Origin of the sequence: Actinomadura meridiana, from assembly GCF_039537545.1 — a bacterium.
In the GTDB taxonomy this organism is placed as follows: domain Bacteria; phylum Actinomycetota; class Actinomycetes; order Streptosporangiales; family Streptosporangiaceae; genus Spirillospora; species Spirillospora meridiana.
On record NZ_BAABAS010000005.1, the window covers coordinates 441,572 to 456,749 of the forward strand.

Here is a 15,178-nt window from a genome sequence, read left to right on the forward strand (position 1 = left end):
ACGACGGGGGCCTTATTTCGGATAAACGAAGCTTAGGCTAACCTAACTCACGTACGATCACGGAGACCCCCGGAGCCCTGCCGAGTGTTGCTGACCGAAACCCCGCGGGCCGTCGAACGGTCACCGGGCGCGCGCCGGGCGGCCGGGCTCGTCGGCGCGCTGCTGTTGCTGCTCACCACCGTCGCGCTCAGCCTCGCCGTCGGCGCGAAACCGCTCTCGCTCGGGCAGGCGTGGGACGGGCTGTTCCACACCGGCGCGCCCGCGTACACGGTCGTCCACGAGATGCGGCTCCCGCGCACCCTTCTCGGCCTGCTCGCGGGCACGGCCCTCGGCCTCGCGGGCGCCGTCATGCAGGCGCTGACCCGCAACCCCCTCGCCGACCCGGGGCTGCTCGGCATCAACGCGGGCGCCGCCGCGGCCGTCGTGTCGGCCATCTCGTTCCTCGGCGTCACCTCGTTCACCGGGTTCGTGTGGTTCGCGTTCGCCGGGGCCGGAGCGGTCGCGGTGCTGCTCTACGCGGTCGGCGGTGGCCGTACCGCGACTCCCGCACGCCTCGCGCTGGCCGGGGCCGCGCTGAACGCGGCGTTGTTCTCGTACGTCAGCGCCGTGCAGCTCCTGGACACCGCGTCCCTCGACCGCATGCGCTTCTGGACGGTCGGCTCGCTCGCCGCCGCGCAGAACTACACGGTCGTGCGCGTCGCCCCGTTCGTCATCGCCGGGTTGGTGGCGGCGCTGCTGCTGGCGCGTCCGCTGAACGCGATGGCCATGGGGGAGGACACCGCCCGCTCGCTCGGCGCCGACCCCCGGCGGGCCCGCGCCGTCGCGGTCGTCGCGGTGACGCTGCTGTGCGGCTCGGCGACGGCGGCGTGCGGGCCGATCATCTTCGTCGGGCTGATGGTGCCGCATCTCGTCCGCGCGCTGACCGGGCCCGACCTGCGCTGGCTGCTGCCGTACTGCGCGGTCCTCGCCCCGGCGCTGATGCTGGCGGCGGACGTTCTCGGACGTGTCGTCGTCCGCCCGTCCGAACTCCAGGTGGGGATCGTGATGGTCGTGGCGGGCGGTCCGGTGTTCCTGTACTTCGTGCGCCGTCCCCGCAGCAGGGCGGTGACGTCATGACCGTCATCCGGACGCCGGGCGGCCTGTCGTTCCGGTTCCACCTGCGAGCTCTCGTCGTCGCGGCCGTGTGCCTGGCGGTGGCGCTCTGTCTGGGCGTGCTCCTCATCGGCAGCGGAGACTTCCCGATGAGCCCCGCCGACGTCGTCCGGACCCTGTTCGGGCACGGCACGCCCGCCGACTCCATCATCGTGAACCAGATCCGGCTGCCGCGCGTCGCGGCGGGGCTGGCGGTCGGTGCCGCGCTCGGGCTGGCGGGAGCGATCTTCCAGTCGCTCGTCCGGAACCCGCTCGGCAGCCCCGACGTCCTCGGCTTCACCCAGGGCGCCGCCACCGGCGTCCTCGCCGTGATCGTGCTGACCGGCGCGGGCGGCGCCGCCGTCGCGGCCGGTGCGGCGGGCGGCGGCCTCGCGACCGGGCTGGTCGTGTACGCGGTCGCCGGACGGCACGGCGCCCACGGGCAGCGGCTCATCCTCGTCGGCATCGGCGTCGCCGCGATCCTCACCGGCGTGAACGGCTACCTGCTCACGCAGGCGCAGATCATCGAGGCGGCCCGCGCCGTGCTGTGGCTGACCGGCAGCCTGAACGGCCGCGACTGGGCCGACGCCGCGCCCGTGCTCGGCGCGCTCGCCGTCCTTGGCCCGCTGGTCCTCGTCGGCTGCGGGCGCGCGCTGCGGATGCTGGAGATGGGCGACGACGCCGCGCACGCTCTCGGCGTCCCCATCGAACGGGTGCGGCTGCTCATGCTGGCGGCGGCGGTGCTGCTCACCTCGCTCGCCGCCGCGGCGGCCGGACCGGTCGCGTTCGTCGCGCTGACCGCGCCGCAGCTCGCCCGGCGCCTGACCCGTACGCCCGGCCCCAACCTGCTGCCTGCGATGTGCATGGGCGCGGCCCTGCTCGTGGCCGCCGACTGGGCCGGGCAGCACGCCTTTCCCGGGCACCAACTTCCGGTCGGCGTCGTGACGGGGCTCCTCGGCGGCGGCTACCTGGTCTGGCTTCTCGTGACCGAACGCAAGACGGGACGGATCTGATGACTCGACTCACCGGCACCGGGCTCACCCTCGGCTACGACCGGCGCACCATCGCCGCCGATCTCGACGTGACGATCCCCGACAAGGGGTTCACGGTGATCGTGGGCCCGAACGCCTGCGGGAAGTCGACGCTGCTGCGCGCCCTCGCCCGGCTCCTGAAGCCGTCCGCCGGGTCCGTCGTGCTGGACGGCCGTCCCATCGCGGAATGGCCCGCCAAGAAGCTGGCCCGCACACTCGGCCTGCTGCCGCAGTCGTCGATCGCGCCCGAGGGCATCACCGTCGCCGACCTGGTGGCACGCGGCCGGTACCCGCACCAGGGCCTGCTGCGCCAGTGGTCGCGGGACGACGAACGGGTCGTCGACGAGTCGATGGCCGCGACCGGCGTCCAGGACCTCGCCGCCCGCGCCGTCGATGAACTGTCCGGCGGCCAGCGCCAGCGCGTCTGGATCGCGATGGCCCTGGCCCAGGAGACCCCCCTCCTCCTGCTGGACGAACCGACGACGTTCCTCGACATCGCGCACCAGATCGAGGTGCTCGACCTGTGCGCGCGGCTGCACGAGGAGGGCCGCACGGTCGTCGCCGTCCTGCACGACCTCAACCACGCCGCCCGCTACGCCACCCACCTGATCGCCATGCGGGACGGCCGGATCGTCGCGGCGGGCGACCCGTGCGAGATCGTGACGTCCGAGCTGGTCGAGGACGTGTTCGGCCTGCCGTGCCAGGTGATCGACTGCCCGGAGACCGGGACGCCGCTGGTCGTCCCGGCGGCCCGGACCAGGGCCGTCACAGCGCCCTGAGCATCCCGGGAATGGTTGTAGCCTTCCAACGGTTGTAGGGCTACAACGATTGGACGGTGTGGATGCCCGAACTCAGCCCCCGACGCAGGATCGCGGTCCTCGCGATCTGCTGTATGAGCCTGCTCATCGTGAGCCTCGACAACACGATCCTGAACGTCGCACTCCCCACGCTTCAGCACGATTTCCACAGCTCGCTGTCCGGGCTCCAGTGGACGATCGACGCCTACCTGATCACCCTGGCCTCGCTGCTGATCCTGTCCGGCTCGACCGCCGACCGGATCGGACGCCGCCGCGTGTTCCAGACCGGGCTCGTCCTGTTCGTCACCGGATCCGTGCTGTGCAGCCTCGCGCCCTCCCTGAACCTGCTGGTCGCCGCCCGCGTCGTGCAGGCCGTCGGCGGGTCGATGCTCAACCCCGTCGCGATGTCGATCATCACGAACGTCTTCACCGAGCCGCGTGAGCGCGCCCGCGCCATCGGCGTGTGGGGCGGCGTCGTCGGGATCAGCATGGCCATGGGCCCGCTCGTCGGCGGGCTCCTCGTCGAATCCGTCGGCTGGCGCGCGATCTTCTGGCTGAACGTCCCGATCGGACTGGCCGCGCTCACCCTGACCGCGCTGTTCGTCCCCGAATCCAGGGCGCCGCGCCCGCGCCGCCCCGATCCGCTCGGCCAGGCCCTGCTGATCGCCTTCCTCGCCACGCTGACCTACGCGATCATCGAGGTCCCCGGCCGCGGCCTGACCGACCCCGCCGTCTCCGGCGCCGCGCTCATCGCCGTCGGGTCGCTCCTCGGCTTCGTCGTCCACGCGGTCCGCGCCCCCGAACCCCTCATCGACCTGCGGTTCTTCCGCAGCGTCCCGTTCTCCGGCGCGACCGTCACCGCCGTCAGCAGCTTCGCGGCCCTCGGCGGCTTCATGTTCCTCAACACGCTCTACCTACAGAACGTCCGAGGACTGTCCGCCTTGCAAGCGGGCCTCTACCTCCTGCCGATGGCCGCCATGACCGCCGTGACCGCACCCCTGTCGGGACGCATCGTCGGCAAACGCGGCCCCCGTCTGCCCCTCCAGATCGCGGGGACGGCGATGCTCGCGAGCGTCCTGCTGTTCGCCGCGTTCGACGGTGAGACGCACAACGTCACCCTGTTCGCCGCGTACGTCCTGTTCGGCATCGGTTTCGGCACCGTGAACTCGCCGATCACCAACACCGCCGTCTCCGGAATGCCGAGGGCCCAGGCAGGTGTGGCCGCCGCCGTGGCGTCGACCAGCCGCCAGGTCGGCCAGGCGCTGGGCGTGGCCGTCATCGGCGCCGTGCTCGCCGCCGGGATGCCCGGCTCGTTCGCCGCGTCCGCCTTCGAGTCGGCCGCCGGCCCGGCATACTGGGTGCTGGCCGGATGCGCGGCCGCCGTTCTCGTGCTCGGCACGGTCACCACCGGCCGCCGGGCCGCCCGCAGCGCCGCGCGGACGTCCGGCCTGCTGGACGTCGAGGAACGCCACGTGACGGGAGCGACCGCCCCATGACCGACCTCGCCACGGACAACCGGTCCGAGATGGCGGCACGGGCCTGGCACAACCTGCGCGTCCTGCTGCACGAGCGCGTCGACCGGCGCCGCGAGGTCACCGAGGCCCTCGGCATGAGCTTCACCCGCACCAAGGCGCTGCGCCGCATCGCCGCCGCGGCCGAGCCGATGACGCTGCGCGACCTGGCCGACGTCCTGCTCACCGACCGCCCCTACACGACCCTCATGGTGGACGACCTGGTCGGCCGCGGCCTGGTGGAGCGCTCCCCGAATCCGACCGACCGCCGCTCCAAGATCGTGACGGTGACCGAGGCGGGCCGCGCCGCGGCGGTGGAGGCCGAACGCATCCTCGACAACCCGCCGCCGTCCGTGCTGGACCTCCCGGCGGAGGAACTGGCCGTCCTGGACCGGGTCGCCGCCCGCCTCGTCACGGAGGACTGAGGTACCGCTCCACGGACTCGACCTTGCCGTCGAGGGCCCCGGTCACCCCGGGCCGCAGATCGGCCTTGACCACGAGACTCACCCGGGGCGCCCGCGCGGAAACCACGTCGGTGGCGGCCTTGACCACGGCCATCACCTCGTCCCACTCGCCCTCGACGGTGGTGAACATGGCGTCGGTCCGGTTGGGAAGCCCGCTCTCCCGCACGACCCGCACGGCCTCCGCGACGAGTTCCCCGACATCCTCACCCACCCCGAGCGGAGTCACCGAGAACGCGACCAGCATGGAACCCCCTACCGTTGAAGGACGTGCCTGACCACGATCTCATCCAGCCGCCGCTCGACGATCACCCCCACCGGCCAGTCGCGCACCAGGCACCGCAGCAGCGCCGCCTCATGCTCGGCGAACGAGGGATCACACCCCTGCTGTTCGAGACTCGACCTGATGGCGAGCACATAATCGTCCTCGCCGAACCCGGGTATCTCCCGAACCATCGCCGTCGTAGTGGCCCGATGCGAGTTCAGCCCGGCAAATGATCGTCCACACCCACACCCCCCATCGGGATCATCCCGATCAAGAGCGCAGACCATCCCGATATGGACCAGTTCACCTTCGACGCACCAGTCGAAGTCGTTGTCGCGGAATCCCTGGGTGGAGTTGGTCGCGGTGAGCAGCTTCAAGGCGAGACCCCCTCGGCGTCCGGTGACCCGACCACCGTACGACGAGGGTCTGACGTAACGTCGGGAGCATGAGCGAAGACGACGACGTCCTGATCCGGCGCGACGGCCCGTTCACCACGATCACGATGAACCGCCCCCGCCGCCGCAACGCCCTGTCCCGCGAGTTCCTGATCACCCTCACGAACACGTTCCACGAGGTAGGAGCCACCGACGCCCGAGGCATCATCCTCGCCGCGAACGGCCCGGTCTTCTCAGCGGGCCACGATTTCGCCGACATGGCAGGCGCCTCACTCAACGACGTCCGCGACCTACTCCAGACATGCACGGACCTGATGCGCACAATCCAGTCCGTCCCACAAGTGGTAGTCGCCCGTGTCCACGCCCTGGCAACAGCAGCGGGCTGCCAACTGGTAGCCAGCTGCGACCTGGCAGTAGCCGCCGAATCCGCAGGCTTCGCCGCCCCAGGCGGCAAGAGCGGCTGGTTTTGCCACACCCCCCTGGTAGCGATCTCCCACAACATAGGCCGCAAACGGTCAGCCGAGATGGCCCTAACAGGCGAGATCATCGACGCACCAACAGCCGCCACCTGGGGCCTGATCAACTACGCGGTCCCCGAAGAAGACCTGGACAAGACAACCCACGACCTCCTCCAACGAGCCACCCAGGGCAGCCCCCGAAGCAAGGCCCTGGGCAAACAAGCCATGTACGCCCAACTGGACCGCCCAGAACAAGACGCCTACACCTACGCCATCGAGGTAATGGCCGCGTCCAGCCAAACCCCAGAAGCCCAAGAGGGCATGACCGCCTTCCTGGAAAAGCGCCCCCCAACCTGGCCCGCCTAACCCCACCCACCAGACCGCTGCCCCCCCAACTTCGGGGCGCATCAAGGTCGGCCGTCAGCCCGCCCCCACCGCCAAGCCAGCACACCCCATGCCGTAGCGACCCCTGGCTCCAGGAGCGCGGGGCGTGGAGGCACACATCAAGGTCGCCGCCCGACTCCCAGCGCGAGTGTGTTGCGCGAAGAGCGGCGCCTCCCAAAGTTCGAGGTCGGCCCCCAGGCCGACGAGCAAGCACGAACAGAGTGTTGAGCGGCCAGGTAAGTACCAGAGGCCGTGACCACAGGGGGGGCGTGGGGGGCGGAGCCCCCCACATCGGGGGTCTGGGGGTCGTCCCCCAGAAAGGCGTTGCGGACGGAGCCCGGTCCGCGCTTTCCGCGGACATGGCTCGCCCACTCTGGTAGGGCGGGCGGGACTCGAACCCGCGACCCAGAGATTATGAGTCTCCTGCTCTGACCGGCTGAGCTACCGCCCCGGGGCGTCCCCCGGTGACGGTGGGGGTTTGGCCGAGTGTCATCTTAGCGGCGGGTCGTTCTGGGGGGCCACTGTGTGGAGGGGATGTCCTCCTTGAGGAGCGGTGATGTCATACCTCGTACCGAGTGACGGTTACGGGTCGCCGTCGCTAGGGTCCGGCGTATGTCCAGTCGAATTCTCGTTCTTGTTCTGTTGCTGCCGGGGTTGTTGTTCGCCGGGGCCTGTGATGGGGGCGGGTCGGGGGAGTCGGGGAAGAAGCCGGATTTCGACGCCGCGCGGGTGTTGCGGGAGGCGGCGCAGGCGATGGGGGGCGTGCGGAGTGTCGCGTTCACCATGGAGTCGGAGGGGAAGACGCCGGTTGTGGTGAAGGGCGGCGATCTGAAGTTGCTGCGCAACGGGGACGCCACGGGGACGTTGACGGTGGAGCAGCGGGGTCAGAGCGTCGAGATGAAGGTCGTGGCGCTGGGGCAGAGCATCTATCTGGACGCGGGGACGGGCGGGTGGCGGAAGGTGCCGAAGGTGTTGGCGGCGACGATGTACGACCCGTCGGCGGTGTTGGATCCGGAGCGCGGGATCGTGAAGTTGTTGTCGTCGGCGACGGCGCCTCGGGCGGAGGCGGTCGAGAAGGTGGGCGGCAAGGAGACGGATCGGGTGGCGGCGACGTTGCCGAAGGAGCAGGCGGCGGCGTTGATTCCGGGGGTCGACACCGACCTGGAGGGTCAGGTGTGGGTGAACCGGAGTGATCACCGGCTGGTGAAGCTGGTGGGGCGGTTCCCGAAGGAGAAGGGCTCGGTGGTGATCTCGTTCACCGAGTTCGACGCCTCGTACACGGTCAGCGCGCCGAAGTGAGGGAGCGTCGCCGGGTCGCGATCGGGGCCGGTGGCGCGGTGGTCCTGTTGGCGGCGTTGGACGCCTATGTCGTCACCACGATTCTGGTGCCGGTGGTGAAGGATCTCGACATTCCGATCAACCGGTTGGAGCGGGTGACGCCCGTCCTGACGGGGTTTCTGCTGGGGTATGTGGCGGCGATGCCGTTGCTCGGGCAGTTGTCGGATCGGTTCGGGCGGCGGCCGGTGCTTCAGGCGTGCCTGGTGTTCTTCGCGGTGGGGTCGGTGGTGACGGCGCTGGCCGATGGCGTTCCGATGTTGACGGCGGGTCGGGTCGTGCAGGGCGTGGCGGGCGGGGCGTTGTTGCCGGTGACGATGGCGTTGGCCGGTGATCTGTGGGAGGAGCGGCAGCGTCCGGTTGTGCTCGGCGCGGTGGGGGCGGCGCAGGAGTTGGGGAGCGTGCTCGGCCCGCTGTACGGGGCGGGTGTCGCGGCGGTGGCGGACTGGCGGACGATCTTCTGGTTGAACGTGCCGTTGGTGGTGGCGGCGATGGTCGCCGTCCAGGTCGCGGTTCCGGGTGGACGCCGGGAGGGGCCGCGACCCGGGGTGGACGTGGTGGGCGGCCTGTTGCTGGCGGTGGGGCTGGGGTTGCTGGTCGTGGGTGTCCACAATCCGGAGTCGGAGGAGTCGGCGCTTCCGCCGTGGGGTGTTCCGCTCCTGGGCGCTGGGGCTGTCGTCCTGGTGCTGTTCGTGGTGTGGGAGGACAGGGCGCGGACGCGGCTCCTTGATCTGTCGGGGGTGCGGCGCGGGGCGTTGCTCGCGACGTTGGGCGTGAGCCTGTTGTCGGGTGCGGCGCTGATGGTGACGTTGGTGGACGTCGTCCTGGTCGCGCAGACCGTCCTGCACAAGGACGCCACGGACGGGGCCCTGGTGCTGACCCGGTTCCTGGTGGCGCTGCCGGTCGCGGCGATCGTCGGGGGGATGGTCGCGAGGCGGGTGGGGGCGCGGTGGCCGATGGTCGCGGGCATGGCGCTCGCCGCCGTGGGCTATCTGCTGATCGCGTCGTGGCCCGCCGACCTTGCGGGCGCCTCGTACGGGCCGCTGCCGAGGATGGACGTCGATCTCGTCGTCACGGGGCTCGGGCTCGGGCTGGTGATCGCGCCGGTGTCGTCAGCGGTGCTGGGGTTCGTCCCGGCGGCCCGGCACGGTGTCGCGTCGGCGTCGGTGGTGGTGGCGCGCATGATGGGGATGCTGCTGGGCATCTCCGCGCTGTCGGCGTGGGGGTTCTACCGTTTCCACGCGCTGACGGCGGATCTGAAGCCGCCGCTGCCGTTCCTGATGTCGGACGACGAGTTCGACCGGCAGATGAAGGTGTACGACGCGGCCGTCCTGGACGCGCTGCGCACCGAGTACCAGGAGATCTTCTGGATCACCGCCGGGCTGTGCGTCCTCGGGGCCCTGCTCGCGCTGGGTGTGGGCAGCAGGAATCGGAACCTTGGCCGGATTCGGACATCAATCCCGCATACCGGACCGGATTCGGGAAAGGATTCGGCCACGGACCACGTGCCGATCAAGGGGCTCGGGAATATCCTGGGAAAAGATGGCTGACGAATGAAGGCCGAGGGCCTCTTGCCGGGAGGGCACTCCCCGGGGAGGTGACGCAGATGCGCAGGTCCGGCGACGGCCGTACGGGCACGCCGCTCACCAGGCTGCGCAGGCGGTTCGGGCTGGAGCGCAGCGAGCTGCGCCGCCGGGTCGACCGGGTGCAGCGGGCGATCGGCCTGTGCCTCCTGGTCCTGCTGCTCGGCACGGCTCCGCCGCTGGCGGCGGTGACCGCGGCCTGGTCCTTCGACGCGGGCGCGCGCGCCGAGCACGCCGAACGGGCCGACCGCCGCCAGGTCGTCGCGACCGTCACCTCGACGGGCGGCATCGGCTCGGCCGGTGACCGCTACGTCCATGAGACCGTCCAGGCGTCCTGGGCGGCGCCGGACGGCAAGCGACGCGCCGGTACGCTCCCGAGCTGGAGGAACGCCAAGGTCGGCGCCCACCGGACCATCTGGGTCGACCGCGCGGGCGTTCCGACGGTCCGGCCCCGTCCGCACAGCCGCACGGTGACCGACGCCGCCTACGCGGGCGCCGCGACGGTCCTGGCCTGCGGGGTTCCGGTCGCGCTCGGCTACGCGCTGGTCCGCCGCCGCTGTGACCGGCACCGCTACGAGCTGTGGGAGGCCGACTGGGCGCGGATGGACGCCGACGCCGGGCACAACCCCCGCTCCTGACACCGGCGGCGGGCCGGGTCAGGCGGTCAGCAGGGCGCGGGCGGTCTGGACCAGGGCGGCGTTGTCGGCGGCGGGCACTCCGTCGGGCAGGGTGAGCGTGTCCTCCAGGCCGATCCGGACGTCCAGGTTCAGCCGGACGGCGAGCCGCAGCACGGGCCACGCGCCGCCGTCCTCGCCGTGCAGCAGCACCGGGCGGCCGTGCCGCGTACCGAGACCTTGGAGGAGCTCTTTCGCCGTGTCGGTCGCCGTCCGCGGGTCGGGGTCGGTGACCTCGGCGAGGATCCGGAGCACGTGGTGGGCGTGCGGCCAGCGCAGGTACCGCGCGGCGCCGTCCGTGCCGGAGAAGATCCCCGCCTCGATGGCGACGCCGCGTTCGAACAGCGCCTCGGCGACCAGTTCGGCGCCGTCCTCGTGGAAGTTCACGGAGGCGTGGTCGGGCAGGGTCGTCCAGGCGCGGATCCGCGCGGCGCGCTCCAGCGGTTCCGGGACGGTCCATTCGCCGGTCGTCACGCCGATCTGGATGGACGGGGTGCTCGCGCGCACGGCGTCTACGACCGCGGCGACATGGAGGGGGTCCACGGTGTCGGCGCCCTCGACGTCGCGCGGATGCAGGTGCGCGTCCTGCGCGCCGACATCGACGGCGGCGCGGACCTCGGCCGCGATCTCCTCCGGTGAGACGGGTACGCCTTCGGTCCGGCGTCCGTTCGGGCAGACCTGGAGCATGCCGTCGATCATCTCAGGTGGGTGTCAGGACGCGGCGAAGCAGGGTCCTTCCGCGGGTTCGGCCCGTTTGTCGGCGGAGGTCGGGCCGTAGGAGCGCAGGACGACCGGTGTTCGCAGCGCTGCCGCGATCGTCTCGTCCGCGCGTCTGAGCGGCGCGTAGACGGGACGCGCCGACAGGAGCTGCCGGGTGAGGGCGGCCTGGCGGTCCAGGTCGGGCGGCCCGGCCTCCAGCCGCTCGACCCGTTCGCCGCCGCTGCCGTAGGCGCCGCCGCTGCCGTAGGCCCGGCCGAGGTCGTAGGCCCCGCCGAAATCGTAGGCCTGGCAGACACGCAGGTCTGGGCGCGCCCCTGCGACGTCCAGATGCGTGACCGCCAGGCCGTCGACGCCGCCCGTCACGTCCAGCGCGTAGCGGAGCGCGACGGTGTCGAGGTGGCCGACGCGGAAGGCGCCCTGCCAGCGGCCCGCCGCGTTGTGCGGGTCGGGCAGGTCGGCGGTGAGCGCCGGGTCCTCGGTGACGAACGGGCCCGGACCGTGGCGGGTCGCGTACGCGCGCAGCACCCCGAGCCGCGCGGCGGAAGCGTCCGCCTCCGCCAGCAGCGTCTCCGCGTTGGCGAACGTGGTGGTCGACCAGGTCGTGTACGGATGGAAGCCGTGCCATTCGTCCAGCAGGACGCCCTGGGCCCCTTCGAACACCACGTCCCCGGCGTGGAGGAGGCCCCGCAGGTGGTCGGCGTCGACGATCTGGACACGGTCGCCGAACGCGGCGAACGTGTCGGCGCAGTCGTCGACGTCCGGGACGTCCGGGCCAGTCGGAAATGTGTCGCGGTACCAGTCGCGCAGGGCGGTCAGCCGTCGGCGGAGCCGTGCCGGGGCCAGGCAGTCGCCGACGCGGGGGGCGTCGTCGTGCGCGAGGGCGTACGACGCGGTCTCGCCGATGCCCATGCCGCACGACCCGTGGCGGGCCGCGCCGCGCGCGGACTCCCGCGCGCGGTTCGCGGCCTGGTGGTACGGCGTCGTGAGCAGTGCGTCCCGGTCGACGGTCAGCCGGTCGAGCGCGTCCCCGACGCCGAGGGACCGCAGATGGGCGGCCTCGGCGGCGAGGGCGAGCGGGTCGACGAGCATGAACCGCGACAGGTGCGTGCGGACGCCCGGCGTGAACGTCCCCGACCCGAACTGGGCGAACGTGTGGTGGCGTCCGTCCGCGGCGACGACGTTGTGGGCCGCCTGCGCGCCGCCGTTGAACCGGACGACCGCCTTCACGGGGCGAGTCGAGCAGAGGTGGTCGACGACCGTGCCCTTGCCCGCGTCCCCGTAGCCGAGGTCGACGACGATCACGTGTCCCATGGGTCAGAGCCGGGTCGAGCGGGACGGCCCCGCGGCGTCGAGCCCGGGAGGCGCGGACGACACGGCGGCGGGCGCGCGGGACGCGTCCAGCCGGGCCAGCGCGCGCGACACCGACGCGCCCGCGTCCGAGCCGGTCTCGGCCAGGTGCCCGAGGCCCTCGTCGAGGTCGATGGCCTCCTCGCCGAGCCCGACCGTCAGCGCGATCGTCTCGCAGACCGCGTCGAGATCGTCCAGGTAGAGGACGTTCTGGCCGAGCAGGCCCCGCCAGAAGTCCTTCAGCTCGCGGCTTCCCGCGTGGTAGGCACCCTCCGGGATGATGTAGTACACGTCGTACATCCGCTGGAGTTCGCGGACGATCTCGGCGACCGGGATGTCCTCGTCCAGTTCGCCCCCGATGATCTTCTCGACCTCGTGCCGCTTGACCTTCGGGTAGGCCAGCTCGTCCCCGATCAGGAACAGGTAGCCCCGGCGGCCGCGCTTCTCGAAGCAGTCGATCGAGGTGTGCCGGGCCATGAAGTACAGGGCCAGCTCGTACGACTCGCGCATCTGGCCGCCGCCCCCGCCCTCAAGGAGGATCTTGCCGAGGTCGTCGTCCATCCGGTTGTCGGCCTCGAACTGGCCGATCTGGAGCGGCGCCCGGTCGCAGGTCGCGTCGCCGACCGCGCCGAACAGGATGTGCGGGTGCTCGACGTACCCCTTGCGCAGCAGCAGCCCGAGCAGGTCGGGCAGCTTGGTCTGGAGCGTGCGGGGCACGGTTCCCATCGAGCCGGTGACGTCGAACAGGACGCCGATCGCGAGCGACTCGGGGTGGTCCTCGGAGTCCCGGCTCTCCCGCTTCGTCACGCCGCGCGGGTCGAGGTCGGGGTGGACGGCGGCGGCGCCGCCGTCGGAGTAGGCGAACGCGCTGATGCCGTTGGCCGCCTGGTAGCTCTGGCGAGCGTTGTAGACGTTGGTGGACCAGTGTCCGCTTCCCATGGTGGTCTCCTTCAGTTCCGGGTGGACATCGGGCGGGTGGGCGTCTGGTGGGTCGGCAGCTGGAAGGGGCGGAAGCGCCGCGGGCCGTAGAGCCGGTCCAGCAGCTCGTCCAGTTCGGCCAGCAGGCGCCAGGCGTCGGAGGGGCGCCGGTTCTGCGCGGGCAGCAGGCAGCCGCGTGCGAACGAGCGCATCGCCTTCGGCGCCTTGTCGCCCATCAGGTGGGTCACGCACCGGGTGGCCATGGCGATGTCGGTGGCCGGGCTCGCGGGCCGCCGCTCCGGCACCTCCGGCGGGTACCAGTCGGCGTAGCTGTCCACCATCGCCGGGACCCGCCCGGACGGATCGGTGTCCGCGTAGCAGCCGGGGACGGAGTAGCACCAGTCGACCAGCACCAGCCCGTGCTTCCCCGGATGGATCATCACGTGGTCGGGCAGGACGGCGCCGTGCAGGACGCCCGCGCGGTGCGCGAACCCGAGCCCGACCAGCAGCCGCCGCCACATCCAGGCCACGTCGCGCGGGTCGACGCCGTCCGGGAACGCCGCGCGGACCTCGGTGAACGTGTGGAAGCCGTGCAGCCTCGCGACCGCGTTGACCTGCCGCTGCGCGCCCGTCGAGGCGTCCTTGTGCCGGAACGTCTCGATGAGGCGCGGCACGTACGGTAGGAACTTGCCGTCGCCGTCCTTGGGGAGTTGGCGCAGTGCTACGGCCTCCCGTTCGAGCAGGTCTCCGTCGCGGGGGTCGCGGGGCATCTTCAGCAGGACGTCCCGCGCGCCGGGCTCGGGGCGCGTCCGGTACAGCTCGGCGAGGTCGCCGCTGACCGGGGCGCCGTCGAGCCGGTACGAGCGGCGGCGGGTGGTGATCGTCGTGGTGTCGTCGTCGCGGTTGTAGGCGCGCCAGAGCGCGTTCAGTCTGATGAACGCCTCGCGGGTGCGGCCGCCGGTCGCGTCCGGGTGGACGAGCCTCGCCAGCCGCCGGTACCGGCGCGCGGCCTCGTCCTCGTCGTCCCCGAACAGGTCGGCGGGGACCCGCACCCGGTCGAGCCGCGCCAGCGCGTCGTCCAGCATCTCGGCCTTGTTCATCTCCGCGTCTCGTGGGGGGACGACCCCCCACACCCCCCGGTTCGCTTCGCTCATCTGATCTCTTCCTCCCTGCTGGGTCGAAGCAGGGCGGGGTGCAGGAGACGGGCGTCGCCGGGTCGGTAGAGGCGGGGCCTGGGGCCGCCGCGCCGCCCGCCCCGGTCGGACGTCTCGCCGGTGCTCTCCACGAACCCGGGCACCGACAGGACCTTCCGGTGGAAGTTGCCCGCGTGCAGCTCCTCGCCCCACACCGCCTCGTAGACGGCGCGCAGCTCGGGGATCGTGAACTCGCCGCCGCAGAACGCCGTGGCGAGCGGGGTGTACTCCAGCTTTCCGCGCGCCCGCTCCAGGCCGTCGGACAGGATCCGCGCGTGGTCGAACGCCAGCCTGCGGGTCGTGCCCGGGCGCTGGCTCGCGGACTCGGTGAGGCCCAGGGCGTCCACCGGGACCCAGGCCGCGTCGGCCGCGTCGCCGCCCGCCTCCGGGTCGGGCAGCTCCGGCGCGAACGCCAGGTAGGCGACGGAGATGACGCGCATGCGCGGGTCACGGCCCGGCGAGCCGTAGGTGCCGAGCTGCTCCAGGTGCACGCGGCCGAGCACGCCGCCCTTGGCGCTGAGCCCGGTCTCCTCGGCGAGTTCGCGGACGGCCGCGTCCGGCAGGTCCTCGGCGTCGGTGCCCTGGAGGGGGCCGCCCGCCTGGACGAACCCGCCGGGCAGCGCCCACATCCCCTCGTACGGGGCGTTCCCTCGCCGCACCAGCAGGATGTGCAGGGCTCCGTCGCGGATGGTGACGGCGACCACGTCCACCGTCACGGAGACCGGGTCGTAGTCGCGCGGGTCGTAGTTCGCGAGGAACTCGCTCTCGTCGCGAATCGGATCCGGAGTCATCCGGCGCCTCCCCTTCTCGGTCTCAACCTGAGTAAGTCTCACATTGAGTTCATCTCAAGATGAGAGCAACCTACCTCGCGGTCGTCCCGGTGTCCAGTCCCTTCGGCGGGGGAGACGGCGAGCGGGCGCCGCCCCCGGTGGAGGCGACGCCCGCTACGTTCGGCGGATCTTTACAAAACCGAGT

The 15,178-nt window shown here is 71.8% G+C and carries 16 protein-coding genes and 1 tRNA gene; 9 read left to right on the plus strand and 8 right to left on the minus strand.

Going from position 1 to position 15,178, the window contains the following annotated elements:
* Positions 1 to 84 precede the first annotated feature (84 nt).
* The 5 genes from ABD808_RS11325 to ABD808_RS11345 all read left to right on the plus strand — a co-directional run bounded on the left by ABD808_RS11325 (position 85) and on the right by ABD808_RS11345 (position 4,895).
* On the plus strand, positions 85 to 1,116 hold the full coding sequence (locus ABD808_RS11325; RefSeq protein WP_344894115.1) for a FecCD family ABC transporter permease: 1,032 nt from the start codon (positions 85 to 87) through the stop codon (positions 1,114 to 1,116).
* Entirely contained in the window at positions 1,113 to 2,144 is a 1,032-nt protein-coding gene (locus tag ABD808_RS11330; protein WP_344894118.1) for a FecCD family ABC transporter permease, read from the plus strand. Before ABD808_RS11325 ends, ABD808_RS11330 begins: the two co-directional genes overlap by 4 nt.
* Positions 2,144 to 2,941 carry an ABC transporter ATP-binding protein gene (locus ABD808_RS11335; protein WP_344894121.1) on the plus strand — a complete coding sequence of 266 codons (798 nt, stop codon included), beginning with the start codon at positions 2,144 to 2,146 and terminating at the stop codon, positions 2,939 to 2,941. Before ABD808_RS11330 ends, ABD808_RS11335 begins: the two co-directional genes overlap by 1 nt.
* A gap of 113 nt (positions 2,942 to 3,054) precedes the next feature.
* Positions 3,055 to 4,455 (plus strand): MFS transporter, encoded by a 1,401-nt coding sequence (locus ABD808_RS11340; protein ID WP_425548911.1) that lies wholly within the window; start codon positions 3,055 to 3,057, stop codon positions 4,453 to 4,455.
* Positions 4,452 to 4,895 carry a MarR family winged helix-turn-helix transcriptional regulator gene (locus ABD808_RS11345; protein ID WP_344894126.1) on the plus strand — a complete coding sequence of 148 codons (444 nt, stop codon included), beginning with the start codon at positions 4,452 to 4,454 and terminating at the stop codon, positions 4,893 to 4,895. The genes ABD808_RS11340 and ABD808_RS11345 overlap by 4 nt, the downstream gene beginning before the upstream one ends.
* Here the strand turns inward: ABD808_RS11345 and ABD808_RS11350 are convergent.
* Positions 4,882 to 5,178 carry an MTH1187 family thiamine-binding protein gene (locus ABD808_RS11350; protein WP_344894129.1) on the minus strand — a complete coding sequence of 99 codons (297 nt, stop codon included), beginning with the start codon at positions 5,176 to 5,178 and terminating at the stop codon, positions 4,882 to 4,884. The genes ABD808_RS11345 and ABD808_RS11350 overlap by 14 nt on opposite strands.
* An 8-nt stretch (positions 5,179 to 5,186) precedes the next feature.
* Entirely contained in the window at positions 5,187 to 5,573 is a 387-nt protein-coding gene (locus ABD808_RS11355) for a DUF7715 family protein (RefSeq protein ID WP_344894132.1), read from the minus strand.
* A gap of 68 nt (positions 5,574 to 5,641) precedes the next feature.
* On the opposite strand from ABD808_RS11355, the gene ABD808_RS11360 reads away from it, so the two are divergent.
* Positions 5,642 to 6,415, plus strand: a complete 774-nt coding sequence (locus tag ABD808_RS11360; protein WP_344894134.1) for an enoyl-CoA hydratase-related protein — start codon at positions 5,642 to 5,644, stop codon at positions 6,413 to 6,415.
* A gap of 392 nt (positions 6,416 to 6,807) precedes the next feature.
* Here the strand turns inward: ABD808_RS11360 and ABD808_RS11365 are convergent.
* Positions 6,808 to 6,884 (minus strand) — tRNA-Ile (locus ABD808_RS11365).
* A gap of 161 nt (positions 6,885 to 7,045) precedes the next feature.
* Between ABD808_RS11365 and ABD808_RS11370 the strand changes: the two genes are divergently transcribed.
* Genes ABD808_RS11370 through ABD808_RS11380 form a run of 3 tightly spaced genes read left to right on the plus strand, consistent with a single transcriptional unit; the run spans position 7,046 to position 9,989 of the window.
* Positions 7,046 to 7,732: an LppX_LprAFG lipoprotein gene (locus tag ABD808_RS11370; RefSeq protein WP_344894138.1), complete on the plus strand. Its 687-nt coding sequence runs from the start codon at positions 7,046 to 7,048 to the stop codon at positions 7,730 to 7,732.
* Positions 7,729 to 9,318 (plus strand): MFS transporter, encoded by a 1,590-nt coding sequence (locus tag ABD808_RS11375; RefSeq protein ID WP_344894141.1) that lies wholly within the window; start codon positions 7,729 to 7,731, stop codon positions 9,316 to 9,318. Before ABD808_RS11370 ends, ABD808_RS11375 begins: the two co-directional genes overlap by 4 nt.
* A 56-nt stretch (positions 9,319 to 9,374) precedes the next feature.
* Positions 9,375 to 9,989: an Rv1733c family protein gene (locus tag ABD808_RS11380; protein WP_344894144.1), complete on the plus strand. Its 615-nt coding sequence runs from the start codon at positions 9,375 to 9,377 to the stop codon at positions 9,987 to 9,989.
* An 18-nt stretch (positions 9,990 to 10,007) separates the two neighbouring features.
* On the opposite strand, the gene ABD808_RS11385 is transcribed toward ABD808_RS11380, so the two are convergent.
* Genes ABD808_RS11385 through ABD808_RS11405 form a run of 5 tightly spaced genes read right to left on the minus strand, consistent with a single transcriptional unit; the run spans position 10,008 to position 14,994 of the window.
* Positions 10,008 to 10,724, minus strand: a complete 717-nt coding sequence (locus ABD808_RS11385; protein ID WP_344894148.1) for a 3-keto-5-aminohexanoate cleavage protein — start codon at positions 10,722 to 10,724, stop codon at positions 10,008 to 10,010.
* A 12-nt stretch (positions 10,725 to 10,736) separates the two neighbouring features.
* On the minus strand, positions 10,737 to 12,056 hold the full coding sequence (locus ABD808_RS11390) for an adenylosuccinate synthetase (RefSeq protein ID WP_344894151.1): 1,320 nt from the start codon (positions 12,054 to 12,056) through the stop codon (positions 10,737 to 10,739).
* Between the two features lie 3 nt (positions 12,057 to 12,059).
* Positions 12,060 to 13,031, minus strand: coding sequence for a hypothetical protein (locus tag ABD808_RS11395; RefSeq protein WP_344894154.1), 972 nt, complete (start codon positions 13,029 to 13,031; stop codon positions 12,060 to 12,062).
* Positions 13,032 to 13,042: 11 nt separating this feature from the next.
* Complete coding sequence (locus tag ABD808_RS11400) at positions 13,043 to 14,164, minus strand: molecular chaperone DnaJ (RefSeq protein ID WP_344894157.1); 1,122 nt, start codon at positions 14,162 to 14,164, stop codon at positions 13,043 to 13,045.
* Positions 14,161 to 14,994: an NUDIX hydrolase gene (locus tag ABD808_RS11405; RefSeq protein ID WP_344894161.1), complete on the minus strand. Its 834-nt coding sequence runs from the start codon at positions 14,992 to 14,994 to the stop codon at positions 14,161 to 14,163. The genes ABD808_RS11400 and ABD808_RS11405 overlap by 4 nt, the downstream gene beginning before the upstream one ends.
* Positions 14,995 to 15,178 lie beyond the last annotated feature (184 nt).

Bases quoted from the DNA above. Each gene is read 5' to 3' on its own strand.
- ABD808_RS11340 (WP_425548911.1), top strand. From the start codon at position 3,055: ATGAGCCTGCTCATCGTGAGCCTCGACAACACGATCCTGAACGTCGCA.
- ABD808_RS11350 (WP_344894129.1), bottom strand. From the start codon at position 5,178: ATGCTGGTCGCGTTCTCGGTGACTCCGCTCGGGGTGGGTGAGGATGTC.
- ABD808_RS11390 (WP_344894151.1), bottom strand. From the start codon at position 12,056: ATGGGACACGTGATCGTCGTCGACCTCGGCTACGGGGACGCGGGCAAG.
- ABD808_RS11405 (WP_344894161.1), bottom strand. From the start codon at position 14,994: ATGACTCCGGATCCGATTCGCGACGAGAGCGAGTTCCTCGCGAACTAC.
- ABD808_RS11380 (WP_344894144.1), top strand. From the start codon at position 9,375: ATGCGCAGGTCCGGCGACGGCCGTACGGGCACGCCGCTCACCAGGCTG.
- ABD808_RS11360 (WP_344894134.1), top strand. From the start codon at position 5,642: ATGAGCGAAGACGACGACGTCCTGATCCGGCGCGACGGCCCGTTCACC.
- ABD808_RS11385 (WP_344894148.1), bottom strand. From the start codon at position 10,724: ATGATCGACGGCATGCTCCAGGTCTGCCCGAACGGACGCCGGACCGAA.
- ABD808_RS11400 (WP_344894157.1), bottom strand. From the start codon at position 14,164: ATGAGCGAAGCGAACCGGGGGGTGTGGGGGGTCGTCCCCCCACGAGAC.
- ABD808_RS11345 (WP_344894126.1), top strand. From the start codon at position 4,452: ATGACCGACCTCGCCACGGACAACCGGTCCGAGATGGCGGCACGGGCC.
- ABD808_RS11395 (WP_344894154.1), bottom strand. From the start codon at position 13,031: ATGGGAAGCGGACACTGGTCCACCAACGTCTACAACGCTCGCCAGAGC.
- ABD808_RS11330 (WP_344894118.1), top strand. From the start codon at position 1,113: ATGACCGTCATCCGGACGCCGGGCGGCCTGTCGTTCCGGTTCCACCTG.
- ABD808_RS11335 (WP_344894121.1), top strand. From the start codon at position 2,144: ATGACTCGACTCACCGGCACCGGGCTCACCCTCGGCTACGACCGGCGC.
- ABD808_RS11370 (WP_344894138.1), top strand. From the start codon at position 7,046: ATGTCCAGTCGAATTCTCGTTCTTGTTCTGTTGCTGCCGGGGTTGTTG.